Origin of the sequence: Carnobacterium maltaromaticum DSM 20342, from assembly GCF_000744945.1 — a bacterium.
Taxonomy (GTDB): domain Bacteria; phylum Bacillota; class Bacilli; order Lactobacillales; family Carnobacteriaceae; genus Carnobacterium; species Carnobacterium maltaromaticum.
The window spans coordinates 2,689,991-2,706,795 of record NZ_JQMX01000001.1; the positions used below are offsets into that span (position 1 = coordinate 2,689,991).

The following is a 16,805-nucleotide window of genomic DNA, read 5'->3' on the forward strand; positions in this document are numbered from 1 at the left end:
TAAAATTCCATACTATACTAGTATTTGTAAAGCAATAAGGGAACAGGAAAGTGTTGACTGACTGTTAATCTGTTAAGTAGGAGCCTTTAGCCAGTCTTCTACGAATAGCAATTCCACAAAATGCTGCTAGTAGAGCTTTAAGAATACCAGGAATAATAAAAGGTATAAAACCACCTGTAAAAGCTGCTTGCCAGTCGAGGCCAGTTCCGTATTTTAACCAAATTGTTCCAAAAAGTAGTGTAATAAGTGCTCCCGCTAAGTTAGCAAGTATTCCCCAGGGTAAATTAAACTTCGTTTTTTCTAAAATCCATCCTGTAGCTAAAGCATTAAAAATAAATCCAATCAAAAAACCACCAGTTGGTCCTAGCAAGGCGCTAATCCCTGCGGAAAAACCAGCAAAAACAGGAACTCCAATTAATCCCATCAATAGATAAATACAGACAGCAATCATACTGTTCCATCCACCTAGAATAGTAGCAGCTAAACCAACGGCAAAAGTTTGCCCTGTTAAAGGGATAGGACCTAATGGAATGGTAATTTGAGCAATAATGGCAATGATTACGGCGAATTGTGCATTCAGAATCATTTGTTTTAATTTCGTTGTTTGCATGAGAGCATCCTCTTTTCTGTTAACTTGTTTGTTTTTAAAGGTTAACAGAAATTCAGGGATAATGCAACAGAAAATAAGAATTTAATGGAGAACTACATGTATACTAGGAAAAATTATGGTCAAACAGTCATTGATATCTAGATAGCTAAAATGACTTCTTAACGTAGTCATTTTTGAGATGTGGAGTATTGCGTAAGAAAGTATAGTAGAGATAGGTTAAAAATAAGAAATAAATTTCTTGCACATTATAAATAAAAAGGTATGGAGGCTACTATGAATCAACTATTTTTTCAGAAAATTAGTAAGTTTTTGAAAAAAATAAAACAGTTACGACGAAAGCTTCATGATATTATTTGCTTCATGAGTAGAAATATAATTGGAGGGAGGTGAGAATTTGAACAAAACTTATAGGAATAAAAAAGGTATCATCATTGGATTAATGGTGGCATTACTGAGCGTGACGGTTTTTCAAATCAATAGTATGGACATAGGGGTCTTCTTTCAAAAAGGAGGAGTTCAAGCAGATGAAAGTATGTCGTTACAAGTAGTAGAGTCAACTATATTAAAAGATACACCTATTCAAATTAACTTAAAAGGCTTGCCAACAACTAAACTTGAAGAAAATACAGAAGTTTTAGAAACAGTTATTACAATGGCTTTACCAGAAGGTTTGGTTTTTAATCAAGATGAAACAGAATGGTTAAACGCAGAAAATCCATATATTACAGTGAATTTTAATCAGGATGCGCAACAAATTGAAATAACAATTCTAAATTCGGAAAATGAAGCTGAAAAAATAGATTCTGTACCTTTAAGCTTAAGTGGCTCAGTTGCTGGAAGTTATGAAATAAAGGCGCAATCTACGTATCAAGGGCAAGATTTTGGATCAAACACATTAATGTTAGAAGTCCAAGTAGCTAATTTGGAAGAAGAAACTAAAGCTGAATTAGAGTCACCAGAAGAACTAAATTCAGAAGAAGCGTTATCAACAGATCAACCAGTTTCAGATTCTTCAATAGAACAGTCAGCTATGCCAGAAAATCGTGGGGTGGCAAGAGCTGTTGGTGAAATTGATGTAAATAGTTGGGATAGTTTTGCGAATGCAATGAAGGATACAAGTATTTCAAAAATTAACTTAACGGCTAGTTTTGCAAATACCAGAACAGCTGGTGAGGGTGATCCCAATAATTTAGCAACAACGCAAATTACTAGAGATATTGAAATTAATGGAAATGGATTTCGAATTGATTTTCAAGGAACTTCTATTTGGTTAGGAGAAACAGGAACTGCTAGACCTACTTTTCATATGCATGACATTGTACTCGCTCAAAGATACGCAGGAGGCTACTCCGAGGACATTGTCGGGTCACGTTTAGTTGGAGGTTATACAGGGAAATGGAACTATCGGTTTGGAAATGTAACAACAGAAGCCAGTGTACAACGATTAGCTCGTGCTACCTATGCTCAAGTAACTATCTATGGAAATATGGATTTAAACACTCGGGCAGAAAACTTTTACACAGGTAGTTTTATTATGGAACCTGGCACTAATTACAAGGGTAATGTAAATTATTATGACTTCTCAGTAGTTTGGTACAATTTAGCTGCTAGAGCTGGAGATACAGGTCAGTCAAGAGAATTTACAGTTGGAGCAGATTCGAAAGTGCGTATGAGTCAAACACAAACATCGGGTGTCTCTTATCCTGCCGTGTATCAATATTATCAAGCGATGACGATTGGAGAAAATGCAGTCTTTAATGTGGCAATGCCTGGAAATGCTGTGCGTTTTGATGCACCAAACTCTAGTTTTACTGCTAAAAAAGGTTCGATTGTCAATTTAACAAGTAAACGAGACTCGGGTGCTGTTGTTTCTTACAATACAACAAATAGTACCTTTAAGACAGAACCAGGGGCTTACTTTTATACAATTGGTAAAAGTAATACAGCGTTGATTAACATCAGTAGTGGATCAAATAATTCACTAGATATTCAACAACCAGCTCAATACGATATTCGAAATTTAGCAACATCCGCATCTTCATATGCAGTTGGAATCAATTATGCAACAAATAAAATGTCTATTACAGACTCAGACATTGATTTATGGAAAATGGGTGTAGATGTCGCAGGTCCATCCTCATTAACCTACGCTAAAGTCGGTAGCTTAACGGCTTCTGGAGCACCCAATAGTCAGGTTGTTGCTTCAACTGATGCAGATTTGAAAGCCAATTTCAAAACAAATTTGTTCCGCCGGATTGCCGGTATGAATCAACTACCAGAAGTTGAGTTTACAGAAGTAACAGATGCTGATTTAACGGTTAAAGCCCGTGTGAAAATAGGAATGGTTCCGGATAATAATGGGGCAGATGAAACAGGTCACGTTAATTATGTACCTGTATATGCTTCAGCAGGGCAAGCAACTGTGACAATTACAGATCCAGCGAATGGGCTAAGTTATGCTAATTTACCTACGGATGCAAATGGTTATGTGCGCTATACAGTGCCTGATTTTTATCAAGCAGGCACAAAATTAACAGCAACAGCTATTCGAGGACCTTATGAGAGTGAAGAATTAGCTGAAACGACGGTCATTGATAAAACACCGCCTACTCCAGCTGAAGTGACAAGTCGTATTTCTCCATTTACAACTGTTTTTACTGGGATAAATGGAGAACCAGGTGCAACTCTTTATTACACATTGAATGGTACAACTGTACCAGGCAGCACAGTAGTAAAAGAAGATGGAACATGGGAAATTCCAGCACCAGAAACGAAACTTGTTCTTGGAAATGTACTGCAATTTATTTTGACAGATACTGGAGGCAATGCAAATCCATTAGTTGACACAGTTTTTCATGATGCAACGTTTAAGGCTGCAACAAAAGTAACTGTAGCAGATGGTGAATTGGCCTTTCTATCAGCTCCGACAAAACTTTCTTTTGGAGAAGAGTTGAAAGTGAGTGCTAAAGAACAAACCTATCCATTAGAAAATTTAGAAGGTCAACTGAAAGTTCAAGATACCCGAGCAGTTAAAGGTTCGTGGACATTAACAGCTAAAGTTGACAAGGTTTTGACAAGTGGAACAGGGCATACCTTGCCAAATGCAATACGTCATAGTTTAGGTGGAAACACAACAGTATTAAGTGATGTTAGCACAAAAATTTATCAACATACGAATACAGATGAAGCACCATTTTCTGTTTCTGATACATGGACTCCAGAAGGCGACGGTTTATCCTTAACTGTACCTGCAGGAGCTGCTCGTAGTGAAAGTTACGAAGGAACCATTTTATGGACCTTACAAAATACACCGGATGGAGAATAGGGGTGTCAAAGTGAAAAGAAAGCAACCAGTTATTGCTGCGTTTATTATTTTTGTTTTTTGCTTGGCTACTCCAATCTATTCGAATGCAGAAGGCCAAGATAATGAATACAAGAGTAATGGAGATATTAGTTTTTATGGGGAGTACATTCCTTTAACAGAAGAAGAAAAAGAAGCTAATAAAGAACTTCCACAAACAACCAAAGATAAAATTATATATGCACCACTAAACCAAGGTACTGTAAATCAAAAGTATACATTGCCACAAACAGGTGAACAGTTGCCCATCAATATGATGATAACTGGTTTTGTTCTATTAGGACTAGCCTATATAGTTAGGAAACAAAAAATTTAACGAAAATAGTGAAATTAACAGCATAAAATAGGGGGAAAAGAAATGAAAACAACAAAATTTATCGCATTATCAACAATTGTATTAACAACATTAGTGAACGTGGCTCCAGCATTGGCTGCCGAAGATAAAACATATACTTCAAATGGGATTGTAGAATTTATTCCAAGTACAGATCCAACATTACCGGTTGATCCAACTGATCCAGACCCAACAAATCCTGTTGTTCCAATTGATCCAACTGACCCAGAAGGACCAGAACCAGGAACAAATGGCCCGTTGAGTATTGATTATGCTTCAAGTTTGGATTTTGGTAAAAATAAAATAACAAATAAAGACGAAGTTTATTATGCAAATGCCCAAGAATTAACGAATGGAAAATTTGTACCAAATTATGTTCAAGTATCTGATAACCGTGGAACTAATACAGGTTGGGCTTTAACTGTGAAACAAGAAGGTCAATTTGAGAATAAAACAACACAGCATAAAGTCCTAACTGGATCAGTCATTAAATTATCAAATGGAGTAGCTGCTAGTAATCAAATAGATGTTACGGCTCCGCTAAGTCCAAGTATTGAATTAGATGCATCAGGAGCAGCTTCAAATGTTATGACTGCTGCAAATGAGACGGGTTCAGGTACTTGGGTTGATCGTTTTGGAACAGTAACTGCTGAAGAAGTTGAAGGCGAAACTGTTCAAAAAAATAAAGCTATTTCACTAGAAGTTCCAGGAAGCACGCCAAAAGATGCAGTTAAATATTCAACTCAATTAACGTGGACACTAACAGATACACCAATCAACGAATAATTTCTATTTTAGTGAGGCTTTATTGCCTAATGAACATACGCATTTTTTCCATCTAACGTAGTCAAATTGACGATGTGAGTGGTTGAAAAAGTATGTAGAATTATAAGTGTAGACCAGCGCTACAGAATTTAAAAAAATCAGACAAAAAATAAAACAATAGGGGAGAACAAAAAAATTATGAAAACGACTAAATTTATTACTACAGGGGCAGTTCTTATCAGTGCAGTTATTCTTGGAGGAAGCATCGCGTCTGCAGCACCCGGAGATATTACTCAAAATTATAAGTCAGATACAATCGTTAAATTTGCACCAAGTGAAGACATCACAAATCCTGTCGATCCAACAAATCCAGGAGAAGTAATTGAACCAGTTGACCCAACTGATCCAGATAAAGAAATTGAGCCTGGAACTGCTGGACCACTAAGTTTAGATTATGCATCAGCATTTTACTTTGGTGAGAATAAGATTACTTCAAAAGACGAGGTTTACTATGCAGTAGCTCAAAAATTAAAAGATGGATCAGATCGTCCCAACTATGTTCAGGTGACAGATAACCGTGGAACAGAAGCTGGTTGGTCATTACAAGTAAAACAAGATGGTCAATTTATGTCAGAATCTAATCGTGAATTAGTCGGAGCAATGATTAGCTTTACAAATGGTCAACTTGATACAATCTCTACTTCTGCTACCCCATCATTTACAAAACCAAGCTTTGATTTAACTGTTGCCGGTACTGGAGTTGCAGAAAATATCGTCTCAGCTAAAGATGGTGAAGGAGCAGGAACTTTTGTTTACCGCTTTGGAACAGATGCAACAAAAGCTAACAGTGTTAGTTTATCTGTACCAGGAACAACAACAAAATTAGCAGAAACTTATGCAACAACATTAACTTGGACTCTAACAGATGTTCCAGCAAACGAAATCTAAAAACAACTAACTAATTAAGACATATTATATTCTGGAAGCATCGATAAGTAAATTTGTCGGTGCTTTCAATCTGATGAAAAGGAGATCGTGATAATGAAAAAATATACAAAACTGATTATTTTTATGGTGGCACTATTAACAACTAGCACATTTTTTATACCTAAGGTGAATGCTTCAGAGTTGAATTTTTCAGTAGAACCTATTATTCCTGCAAATCAACGAGATCAAAAGAAGACATATTTTGATTTGAAAATGGAAGCAGGCGCAAGCCAAACGATTGAAATCAATCTGAGAAATGACACAAAAAATGATGTGATTATTCAGCCTCGTGTGAATAGCGCACTTACCAATATCAAAGGCGTTGTTGAATATGGCGAGTTGCCTGAAAAACAAGATAGTACATTGATTCATAATTTAAATGATATTGTGACTGTTGTAGATGAAGTGATTGTGCCAGCTGAAAGTCATGTCCGTCTCCCTCTGACGATTGATATGCCAAAAGAAGAATTTGATGGAATCTTAGCAGGTGGGATTACGCTTCAAGAAAAACAAACAGATACTGATACGAACAAGAAAGGTGAGCAAGGATTATCTATTCAAAATCGTTATGCGTATGTAGTTGCGTTGGTATTAAATGAAAATGACAACGAAATTGTGCCTGAATTAGAATTGAATGAAATTGCAGCAGCACAAGTAAATGCCCGAAATGTGATCAATGCGAATTTGCAAAATATCACAGCTATGTATGTAAATCAATTGTCTGTAAATGCAAAAATCACGCGTCAAGGTCAAAGTGAAGTTCTCTATAAATCCACTAGTGAAGGTATGCAAATGGCACCTAATTCAAACTTTAACTATCCGATTTCTTTAGATGGAGCTAAATTAGAAGCAGGAAAATACACACTAGAAATGACAGCAGAGTCAAAAGGGAAAACATGGCACTGGAAAGAAAACTTCACAATTGATGGTGAGACAGCCAACAAATTAAACAAAACTGATGTAACAATTGAGAACAATTCGAATTGGATTTATATTTTAATCGGAGTGAGTTTAATTTTAGTCGCTTTGATTTTATGGTTTATTTTATGGAAACGTAAGAAGAAAAAAGAAGAAGAAGCACGTAAAAAAGAACTAGCTGCTAGAAAGCGCAAAAAGAAAAAAAGTGTAAAAACTGAAAAAAAGTAAACTTTAATTAGTAAATAGATAAAATCAGCATGAAATGGAGGAAGAATGGAGTTGACTGTATTTTTAGAAAAACAAGATATACGTAAAATTGGATTATTTAAATTTTTGGAAGCCAGTTACCAACAACGAGCAACATTTAGTGATATATCAGAAAATCTAAATATCTCCGACTTTATTTTATTGAATACAGTTGATGAATTAACAAGAGATATTGAGGCAAACCAATTAACTGATTGTTTTAAACTGGAAAAAACAGAAAAACATATTATTCTAAAAAAATCAGGAAAAGCATCAGTACAGGTGTTAGCTTGGCTTTATTTAAAAAAATCCCATTCTTTTAAAATTTTAGATGAAATTTATCGAGGTACATTTACAAATATAGCGAGCTATTCAGAAAGTAACTTTGTCAGCTATACAAGTGTTTATAATCGTATTCAGGAGTTAAAGAAAATTTTACGTAGTTATGAAATTGAACTATCTTCAAGATTTAAACTGATTGGCGATGAAATGAAAATTAGAATGTATTTTTATCAAGTGTACTATGAACGTTTTAATCGAATTGAGTTTCCATTTGAGCCTAAAAAGAAAGAAGTAAACATGCTTTTTATTCAGCAGTTAGAAGAACAACTACAGCATTCTTTTTCAGAAGTAGATAAAGCAAAATTAGATTTTTTTCTTGCAGTTAATTTAAATCGAATTCAGCAAGGAACAGATTTGCATAGTAGCACTGTGGAACGTAAAAAAATAAATGTCCAACTATTTTTGCCGATTTACGAAAAAATTCAAGGATTTTTAATGGAACAAGTTCATCTACTAAACCAAAATCATTTGATTAGCGAATCAAAATTTATTTTAGCATTCTTAATTAGTGAGAATATGCTTTCTTTGAACCAAAAACGGCTAGAACCTTTAATAAAAAATGAGCAGCTAACCGACTTTTTTTTAGAAGAATTCAGTACATTTTTTGAAAATAAAGTTGAAAAAAACTATTTGAATCACCTGAAAAGTGAGTTAATGATTTTGCATTTTAAAGTTCTTTATTTTGAAAAAATAGGTGGAATTTTTGAAGATGCTATGAGTTCTAACTTCATTAAAGAAAATTATTTAGATGCTTTTCTTTTTTGTCAACAATTTATAAAAACAGGAGGTGGAAATAAGAAATTTAAATCAATTAATAAAAATAGTGACTTTTTATTTCGACACTATTTATTTTTAATAATAGAAGTGTTCCCACCTGATTTTTTTATGAAATCAATCAAGATTTATATTGATTTTTCGCTAGGAAAGCATTACAATAGCATGGTTTCTGCGAATGTTAAAACATTTAGCTTTTTAAATATAGAAGTGATAGATGAAATGAATCAAGGTGCAGATTTGGTCTTGTCAGATTATTATTTTGCGGATAAAAGAAAAAATTGCGACTATTTAGTTTGGAATGTACTTCCAACTCCAGCTGACTGGGCAAATCTAGGTGCACATTTGACAAAAATAAAAAGAAATAGAGAAGCTGAGGTGAATTTGGATGAGACAACATAAACATGAACTAGGTTTATTAAAAGATGTATTAGTGTTTAGTAGCATCTTAGTAACCTTAGGGAGTGTAAATGAGGTATTAGGAGCTGAACAAAATCAAATTCAAGCTAGTGATAATCAAACACATTTCTTAGTCGTTCATCCAGTGGATCCATTGAATCCAGGAGTTGAGGCTACGCCAGTTCCTCCTACAATGGAAGACACAAAACCAAGTAATAGTCAGGATACAGGTGAAATAAATGCACTTGTTGTTGAGGACGATTTGGATTTACCAGATGGCAGTCAAAAAATCTTAATTGAGGATTCTTCAGAAAAAAGCTCAACAAATCAAGAGGATGACGAAAAGGAACACTTTCCATTCTCACACGGAATGTCTAACCCGGAAGTGATCACGTTAGATCCTTTTAATAATTTTTCTGGTGGGAACGATGACGACTCGGAGGAACCATCTTATTTAGAAGAGGTTTTTTCGAATCTTTCAGGAATCATGTTATTTGGTACGGCTCCTAATCAGTAAATGAAAAATAGTTAATTTAGAAAGTAAAAAGATAGAAAATGAAAGTCTAAGTGTTTTGTTTGTACAATAAAAATGAAACCGATTAGTTATCGATATAAATTAAAAAAGGGATGTCAAATTGAACATTGTTGTTTGAGGTGTGGCAAGATACAGTGGAATAAAGTAGCAGAAGATACGATTGCTGAAGATCAATTTATAAACTTTATCAAAGGTATGTTATTCAATTAAATCGAAAATGTCTTCAGATAGGTTTTTAAATATAATCGATCTATCTGAAGTTTTTTTTGTAACTAAAGAGTGGTTAAATTTGCAAAAGATTAAAAAAACAATTAAGATAAAATTATAAGTTAGTCATTATTTAAATTATATGTGATGAATAAAATGGAAGCGTTTTTAAATCGAAAGAGGGGGATGTATATGTTATCACGGTATAAAAATATTTTAGTTGCAGTAGACGGATCGAAAAATGCTCAATTGGCTTTTCAACAGGCTGTGGAAATTGCTCTAGAACAAGAAAAAGCGACATTATATGTTTTAGAAGTAGTGGATAATCAAACACATTTTGTGGCACCGCCAATGCTGAATAGTCAAACACAAACGTATTCACCAGAAGCTGTTGAGATGTTTCAAGAAGTTGTTCAAAAAGAGGTGGAATGGGTTGAAAATGAAGTTCATGAACTTGTGGAGGAAGCAAAAAGAAAAGGTGTTCTAAATGCCGTGGCAGTCGTGACTACAGGAAATCATAAACATGCAATTGCCCATACGATTCCGACAGAAAAAAAGATTGATTTACTCATCATTGGAGCGACAGGTAAAGGCAGAATTAAAAGTGCTATTTTAGGAACAACAACCAGTTATGTTGTCCAACATGCACCATGTAATGTGCTAGTTGTGAAAGAGTAATAAAAATAGATAAGATGGAGTTTCATTTTTAATGAAGCTCCATTTTTTTGGAGATCTATATAAGAATGTTTATTCAGTAGCTTAAAGTTCTTGAATAAATAAAGTGCAACGTCCAGCGCTAACTAATTTTTTTTGTTCGTTTGTTATTTTAATCTCCCAAACTTGGGTCTTTTTACCAATGTGTAAGGGCGTTGCGACAGCTATAATTGTCCCATTTGGTACAGCTCGTAAATGGTTTAAGTTTAATTCTAACCCAACTGCAACTTCTTTCGTTGTATCTAGTTGTGCATTTGCTCCTAAACTAGCCGCAGTTTCAGCTAAAACAGCGGATATTCCACCGTGCATAATACCATATGGTTGTTTGTGTTGTTCTTCAATCGTGAGCTCTAGTTCAACAGAATCTTTGGAAATATTCTTGTAGTGAATCCCCAGATGGTCCATTAATGTCATTTAGAAAACTCCTTTTTTGGGTTATTTTTTAGTTTGTACCTTAAATTTAACATAATTTGAAGAAAATAGGGGCAGAAAGCAAGTAATTTTTGTTAAAATGGGTTAAACTAGTAATGTGAATTTATAAAAAAGGAGACTTAAATGATGACTGAAAATTGGGAAACAATTAAAGAATACCGTGAAATTTTATTTGAAAAGACTGATCATATAGCAAAAATTACGATTAATCGTCCAGAGGTGCACAACGCATTTACACCATTGACTGTTTCTGAAATGATTGATGCTTTTACACTAAGTCGTGATGACGCTGATATTGGCGTAATTATTTTAACTGGAGCAGGAGACAATGCGTTCTGTTCTGGTGGCGATCAACGTGTACGGGGAAATGGTGGATATGTTGGAGAAGATAATATTCCGCGTTTGAATGTATTAGATTTACAACGCTTAATTCGCGTGATTCCAAAACCAATTATTGCAATGGTAAAAGGTTGGTCAATTGGTGGCGGAAATGTATTACAATTGGTTTGCGATTTAACGATTGCAGGCGATAATGCTAAGTTTGGCCAAACAGGTCCTAATGTTGGGAGCTTTGATGCCGGCTATGGTTCTGGTTATTTAGCACGTGTCATCGGCCATAAGAAAGCCAAAGAAGTTTGGTTTATGTGTCGTCAGTACACAGCTGCTGAAGCTTTGGAAATGGGTTGGATTAATACCGTTGTTCCAGTTGCTGATGTTGAAAAAGAAACAATGGACTGGGCTCGTGAAATGTTGAAGAAAAGCCCGACTGCATTGCGCTTTATTAAAGCGGCAATGAATGCTGATACAGATGGTTTAGCAGGCTTGCAACAATTTGCTGGTGATGCAACATTGTTATATTACACTTCTGATGAAGCGAAAGAGGGACGCGATGCATTTAATGAACGTCGTGATCCAGACTTTAATCAATTTCCAAAATTTCCATAAAGAATAAGCGAAACTGAGTTGGCCTTGGAAGGATCAAGGTGCTCAGTTTTTTCTAATTAATGAAAGGAGTTTGTGTAATAAATGGAGAATTGGTTAACAAAACGTATTCATTTAACTCCTGAAAAAACAGCTTTAGTATTTAAACAGAAAAAATGGAGTTTTGCTGAATTGCAAGTAGAAGTCAATCAACGAGCTAAGCGATTATTGACTCTTTCTTATCCTGAGGAAAGCCGAATTGGCGTCTTAGGGAGCAACTCACCTGAACTTTATTTTACTATTTTAGCGCTACAACAAATGGGTCACACAATCGTATTTTTGAACCACAGATTAACGAGTTATGAGATGGAGCAACAACTTATTGATGCTACTGTTGCTGGAGTATTATATCAAGCTTCTTTTGTTGGGAAAATTAAACAGCTTTCTATTCATTTACAAGAATGTAGCCATAGTTTTCAACAGGTGACTGAATTAAAGGAACAAACGAACTTTAAACCAGTTCCAGATTTTGATTTAAAAAAAGTGACGACTATTATGTATACGTCTGGGACAACGGGACAAGCTAAAGGGGTTCAACAAACGTTTGATAATCATTGGTGGAGTGCAATTGGCTCCGTACTCAATTTAGGTTTAACAGATGAGGATAGTTGGTTGTGTCCAGTTCCGTTATTTCATATTAGTGGTTTTTCAATTATGATGCGCAGTCTAATTTATGGAATGCCTGTTTATTTATTTGAAAAATTTGATGAAAAAGAAATTAATCAAACTCTGTTGTCAGGAGCAGGATCAATTATATCCGTAGTTTCTGTAATGCTTAAACGTTTGCTAGTTGATTTAGGAAATCGCCACTATCCACCACAATTTCGTTGTATGCTATTAGGTGGAGGACCAATTGATAGTGGAACATTAACGAATTGTCAGAAACTTGGAATTCCAGTCATCCAATCCTATGGCATGACTGAAACAGCTTCGCAAGTTGTGGCTTTAAGTAATGATATGGCTGTCAAAAAAAGCGGTTCGGCAGGTTTGCCTTTATTTCCAGTTCAATTAGAAGTAGTTATGCCAAGTCATGAGGTCTGTCTTCCTTATCAGCATGGTGAAGTCCGAATCAAAGCACCTAACGTGACAGTTGGGTACTTGAATCAGCCGCGGCGCTCTGAAACTGAATGGTTTTACACAGGAGATATCGGTTATCTTGATAATGATGGCTATCTCTATATTGTTAGTCGTTTAGCTGATTTAATTATTTCTGGTGGGGAAAATATTTATCCTTCAGAGGTAGAACAAGTTTTAATGGCACATCCTAGTATTAATGATGTGGTAATCGTTGGAAAAAAAGATACTCAGTGGGAGCAAGTCCCAATTGCCTTTTTAGTCTTAGAGCAAGATAAGGAGTTAGATATCCCTGGCTTAATTCATTTTTGTCAAAGTCAATTAGCTCAATATAAAATACCGAAAGAATATAAAGTTGTTAGTCAATTGCCACGTAATGCTAGTGGTAAAGTTTTACGCAGAAATTTAGTCTAAATTTTTTTAGTATATAGAGTGCCGAAAAAACGGCACTTTGTATGTTTACATAGAAGATAGGGGGAAGATTTTAATGAGTGTGATAGGAATGTGGTTTCGTAAAGATTTAAGGTTAACAGACAATACAGCACTAATTGCAGCACTGAAAGAGGCTCAATTAAAAAATGACAAACTAGTTGGGATTTTCCATCTAAATCCGCTTCAATTTAAAGTAACGAGTTTTAATCATGATTATTTTTTTACTGCGGTCGCGCATTTTGTTGAAGTAGCTAAAGCAGCTGGCTTGCCAATTCATTTTTTATATGGAGAGATAGAAGCAGCTTTTGAGGAACTAACTCAAAAAATTCCGACTTTAAACCAGATTTACTTTAATCGAGATGAACGAGGGTTTGGTGCAGAGCGAGATCGGAAAATGGAGTCATTTTTTGCAGAAAAAGGGATTGAATGCCATCATTTTCAAGATAGTCATCTGCATGGAGCAACAGAGAATCGAAAACAAGATCAGACGGCGTTTAAAGTTTTTACTCCTTACTATAAAAGTTGGGAAAAACTTAGAAAACCCAACTTTCAAAAAATTGATAGTCAAAAATTAAAAGAATTTGCTTTAGACAAACAAGAGCTATTTAGTGAAGGACAGGCTGAATTTACTCAGTTAATGCAATCGGTTGATGAAAAATGGGCGAGTGAAGTTGGGGCGTTAAAAGCGAGAAAGAGATTACGTCAATTTATTTCAAGTGGGATCGAGCAGTATGATCAAACACGTGATTTTCCAGCCCAAAAAGGAACGAGTCGGTTATCTCAGTTTTTAAGAACGGGGGAATTGTCCATTCGCGAAGTGTATCATCGAATTAAGGCCGAGGCCCCAGATAGTATAGGGAAAGAAACGTATCTAAAGGAGTTATGTTGGCGTGATTTTTATAATATGATTTATTTTGAAAATCCACAACAGCAAGTATTGGAAATAAAAGAACAGTATCGTAACTTACAGTGGAACAGTGATGAGCAACTTTTGCAGGCTTGGAAAACCGGCCAAACAGGTTATCCTTTAGTAGATGCAGCCATGCGCCAATTAAATCAAACAGGTTGGATGCATAATCGTTTACGGATGATTGCGGCTTCTTTTTTAGTTAAAGATTTATTAATGGACTGGCGTTTAGGAGAAGCCTATTTTGCAGAAAAATTAATTGATTATGATGCGGCTTCGAACATTGGTGGCTGGCAGTGGGCGGCTTCAACAGGAACTGATGCAGTTCCTTATTTCCGGATTTTTAATCCAACAACTCAAAGCCAACGTTTTGATGAAGCGGGAGATTTTATTTATAAGTATGTACCAGAGTTAAAAGGGATTCCACATGCTTATCTTCATGAACCAAGTAAGATGCCACTAAATATCCAACAAGAAAAGCAGATTGTCATTGGTGAGGATTATCCACAGCCGATTGTTCAGCATAAATTGATGAGAAAAAAAGCCTTGGAATTATTTAAAGGAATTGATCAGTGAAAAAATTATAGGAGAAGAAGCTTTAGTAAATTCCCTTGATGCAAGTGGCTTTTTCATAACTTATCGCGCAATAGAAGTGGATTTTATGTTATACTATTCAAGAATGGAAAATTGTCTATAAATTTAAAATACTCAAGGAGGCACTTTAGATGACCGAAAAAAAACCCTTTTATATTACGACCCCGATATACTACCCAAGTGGTAAGCTACATATTGGGAATTCATACACAACAATTGCCTGTGATGTAATGGCACGTTATAAAAGAATGCAGGATTTTGATGTATTCTATTTAACTGGAACAGATGAGCATGGTCAAAAAATTGAAAACAAAGCAGATGAGTTGGGAATAACGCCTAAAGAATATGTGGATACAATGGCTGATCACATGCAAGAAACTTGGCGTTTACTAGAAATTAGTAATGATAAGTTTATTCGAACAACTGATCCAGTTCATGAAAAAGTTGTTGGAGATATTTTTGAGCGTTTGTTAGCGCAAGGAGATATTTATTTAGGCGAATATACAGGTTGGTATTCAGTTTCTGATGAAGAATTTTTTACAGAAACACAATTGGAAGAAGTTTATCGTGATGCAGAAGGCAATGTCATTGGTGGTAAAGCGCCAAGCGGACATGAAGTGGAGCTTGTTAAAGAAGAGTCTTATTTCTTTAAAATGAGTAAATATGCGGATCGTTTATTAGATTACTATAATGCGCATCCTGAATTTATCCAACCAGAGTCACGTAAAAATGAAATGATTAACAACTTTATTAAGCCTGGTTTAGAGGACTTAGCTGTTTCAAGAACAACATTTAGTTGGGGTGTCAAAGTACCAAGCAATCCGGAGCATGTTATTTATGTTTGGATTGATGCATTGGCTAACTACATCACAGCATTAGGATACGGAACTGACGATACAACATTATTTGATCGCTACTGGCCAGCAGATGTGCATATGGTTGGAAAAGAAATTGTCCGTTTCCATACAATTTATTGGCCAATTATGTTAATGGCACTTGATTTGCCATTACCGAAAAAAATCTTCGGTCATGGTTGGTTATTAATGAAAGACGGTAAAATGTCTAAATCTAAAGGTAATGTTGTTTATCCAGAAATGCTAGTTGAACATTTTGGTTTGGATGCATTACGTTATTACTTGATGCGTGAGGTATCATTTGGTAGTGATGGTGTCTTTACGCCAGAAGATTTCGTTTCTCGCGTGAATTATGATTTAGCCAATGATTTAGGAAACTTATTGAATCGTACAGTTGCTATGATTAATAAATACTGCGGTGGAGTTGTGCCAACCTATGTAGGTGACGTGACTGCCTTTGATGCACCATTAAAAGCTGTTGCAGATGAAGTCGTTAAAAACTACCAAACTGAAATGGATCAAATGCAATTCAGTACAGCCCTAGCTGAAGTTTGGCGTTTAATTTCCCGTGCAAATAAATATATTGACGAGACAGAACCATGGAAATTAATTAAAGAAGAGGATAAAAAAGCTGAGTTAGATAGCGTGATGGTTCATTTAGCAGAAAGTTTACGTGTTTCAGCGATTCTTTTACAACCATTCTTGACGCATGCTCCAAAAGAGATTTTTGCTCAATTAGGCGTAACAGGAAAAGAAGCAGGTGAATTTAAAACTGTTGATTTTGGTCAATTCCCGACTGACGTTAAAGTTGTTGAAAAAGGCACACCTATCTTCCCACGTTTAGACTTAGAAGTTGAAGCAAATTATATCAAAGAGCAGATGGCTGCTGGTAAACCAGAAACAACAGAGGAGGAAGCTGGCGTGTGGAATCCAGAAGAAACAGAGTTAGTTTCACTAAAAGAAAAAGAAATTAAATACGAAGATTTCGATAAAGTTGAATTAAAGGTAGCAGAAGTAATTGATTGCCGTAAAGTTGAAGGTGCAGATAAGCTCTTGAAATTCCGCTTAGATGCTGGAGACAAGGATCACCGTCAAATCCTTTCTGGAATTGCTCAATGGTACCCAGAGCCAGAGGCTTTAATCGGTAAAAAAGTCGTGATTGTTGCTAATTTGAAACCTCGTAAAATGCGCGGTGAAGTTAGTCAGGGCATGATTATATCCGCAGAAAAAGACGGTGTTTTACAAGTTATCGAAGCACCAATTTCAGCACCAAATGGTTCTGAAATCGCGTAATTATATTGAGTCAGCAACCCTGCTAAAGTAAAATTATTAGCAGGGT

At 35.4% G+C, this 16,805-nt stretch carries 15 protein-coding genes; 13 read left to right on the plus strand and 2 right to left on the minus strand.

Annotated elements, in window-relative coordinates:
- Positions 1 to 64: 64 nt before the first annotated feature.
- A complete protein-coding gene (locus tag BR77_RS12680; RefSeq protein WP_015077636.1) occupies positions 65 to 610 on the minus strand; it encodes a biotin transporter BioY in 546 nt (181 codons plus the stop codon).
- A gap of 394 nt (positions 611 to 1,004) precedes the next feature.
- Between BR77_RS12680 and BR77_RS12685 the strand changes: the two genes are divergently transcribed.
- From BR77_RS12685 to BR77_RS12720, 9 genes are all read left to right on the plus strand, one after another.
- On the plus strand, positions 1,005 to 3,935 hold the full coding sequence (locus BR77_RS12685) for a pectate lyase-like adhesive domain-containing protein (RefSeq protein ID WP_015077635.1): 2,931 nt from the start codon (positions 1,005 to 1,007) through the stop codon (positions 3,933 to 3,935).
- A 10-nt stretch (positions 3,936 to 3,945) separates the two neighbouring features.
- A complete protein-coding gene (locus tag BR77_RS12690) occupies positions 3,946 to 4,287 on the plus strand; it encodes an LPXTG cell wall anchor domain-containing protein (RefSeq protein ID WP_015077634.1) in 342 nt (113 codons plus the stop codon).
- A gap of 42 nt (positions 4,288 to 4,329) precedes the next feature.
- A complete protein-coding gene (locus BR77_RS12695) occupies positions 4,330 to 5,091 on the plus strand; it encodes a WxL domain-containing protein (protein ID WP_015077633.1) in 762 nt (253 codons plus the stop codon).
- Positions 5,092 to 5,268: 177 nt separating this feature from the next.
- Positions 5,269 to 6,018 carry a WxL domain-containing protein gene (locus BR77_RS12700; protein ID WP_015077632.1) on the plus strand — a complete coding sequence of 250 codons (750 nt, stop codon included), beginning with the start codon at positions 5,269 to 5,271 and terminating at the stop codon, positions 6,016 to 6,018.
- 93 nt (positions 6,019 to 6,111) lie between these two features.
- Positions 6,112 to 7,203: a WxLIP family cell surface protein gene (locus tag BR77_RS12705; protein ID WP_035065267.1), complete on the plus strand. Its 1,092-nt coding sequence runs from the start codon at positions 6,112 to 6,114 to the stop codon at positions 7,201 to 7,203.
- A gap of 45 nt (positions 7,204 to 7,248) precedes the next feature.
- The gene (locus tag BR77_RS12710; RefSeq protein ID WP_015077630.1) at positions 7,249 to 8,739 is read left to right on the plus strand and encodes an AcpB/EbpR/MafR family transcriptional regulator; all 1,491 of its coding nucleotides are present in this window, start codon (positions 7,249 to 7,251) and stop codon (positions 8,737 to 8,739) included.
- Entirely contained in the window at positions 8,726 to 9,253 is a 528-nt protein-coding gene (locus BR77_RS12715) for a hypothetical protein (RefSeq protein ID WP_035065269.1), read from the plus strand. The genes BR77_RS12710 and BR77_RS12715 overlap by 14 nt, the downstream gene beginning before the upstream one ends.
- Positions 9,254 to 9,319: 66 nt before the next feature.
- Positions 9,320 to 9,481: an RNHCP domain-containing protein gene (locus BR77_RS19145; RefSeq protein ID WP_307781485.1), complete on the plus strand. Its 162-nt coding sequence runs from the start codon at positions 9,320 to 9,322 to the stop codon at positions 9,479 to 9,481.
- 144 nt (positions 9,482 to 9,625) lie between these two features.
- Complete coding sequence (locus BR77_RS12720; RefSeq protein WP_257613326.1) at positions 9,626 to 10,156, plus strand: universal stress protein; 531 nt, start codon at positions 9,626 to 9,628, stop codon at positions 10,154 to 10,156.
- Positions 10,157 to 10,237: 81 nt separating this feature from the next.
- Here BR77_RS12720 and BR77_RS12725 read toward each other — a convergent pair whose 3' ends face one another.
- Positions 10,238 to 10,606, minus strand: a complete 369-nt coding sequence (locus tag BR77_RS12725) for a PaaI family thioesterase (RefSeq protein ID WP_010053536.1) — start codon at positions 10,604 to 10,606, stop codon at positions 10,238 to 10,240.
- Between the two features lie 144 nt (positions 10,607 to 10,750).
- Between BR77_RS12725 and menB the strand changes: the two genes are divergently transcribed.
- From menB to metG, 4 genes are all read left to right on the plus strand, one after another.
- Positions 10,751 to 11,569 (plus strand): 1,4-dihydroxy-2-naphthoyl-CoA synthase, encoded by an 819-nt coding sequence (gene menB / locus BR77_RS12730; RefSeq protein WP_010053538.1) that lies wholly within the window; start codon positions 10,751 to 10,753, stop codon positions 11,567 to 11,569.
- 81 nt (positions 11,570 to 11,650) lie between these two features.
- Positions 11,651 to 13,093, plus strand: coding sequence for an o-succinylbenzoate--CoA ligase (locus tag BR77_RS12735; protein WP_035065270.1), 1,443 nt, complete (start codon positions 11,651 to 11,653; stop codon positions 13,091 to 13,093).
- 73 nt (positions 13,094 to 13,166) lie between these two features.
- On the plus strand, positions 13,167 to 14,594 hold the full coding sequence (locus BR77_RS12740) for a cryptochrome/photolyase family protein (protein WP_035065273.1): 1,428 nt from the start codon (positions 13,167 to 13,169) through the stop codon (positions 14,592 to 14,594).
- A 149-nt stretch (positions 14,595 to 14,743) separates the two neighbouring features.
- Positions 14,744 to 16,759, plus strand: a complete 2,016-nt coding sequence (metG, locus tag BR77_RS12745) for a methionine--tRNA ligase (protein WP_035065276.1) — start codon at positions 14,744 to 14,746, stop codon at positions 16,757 to 16,759.
- Positions 16,760 to 16,805 lie beyond the last annotated feature (46 nt).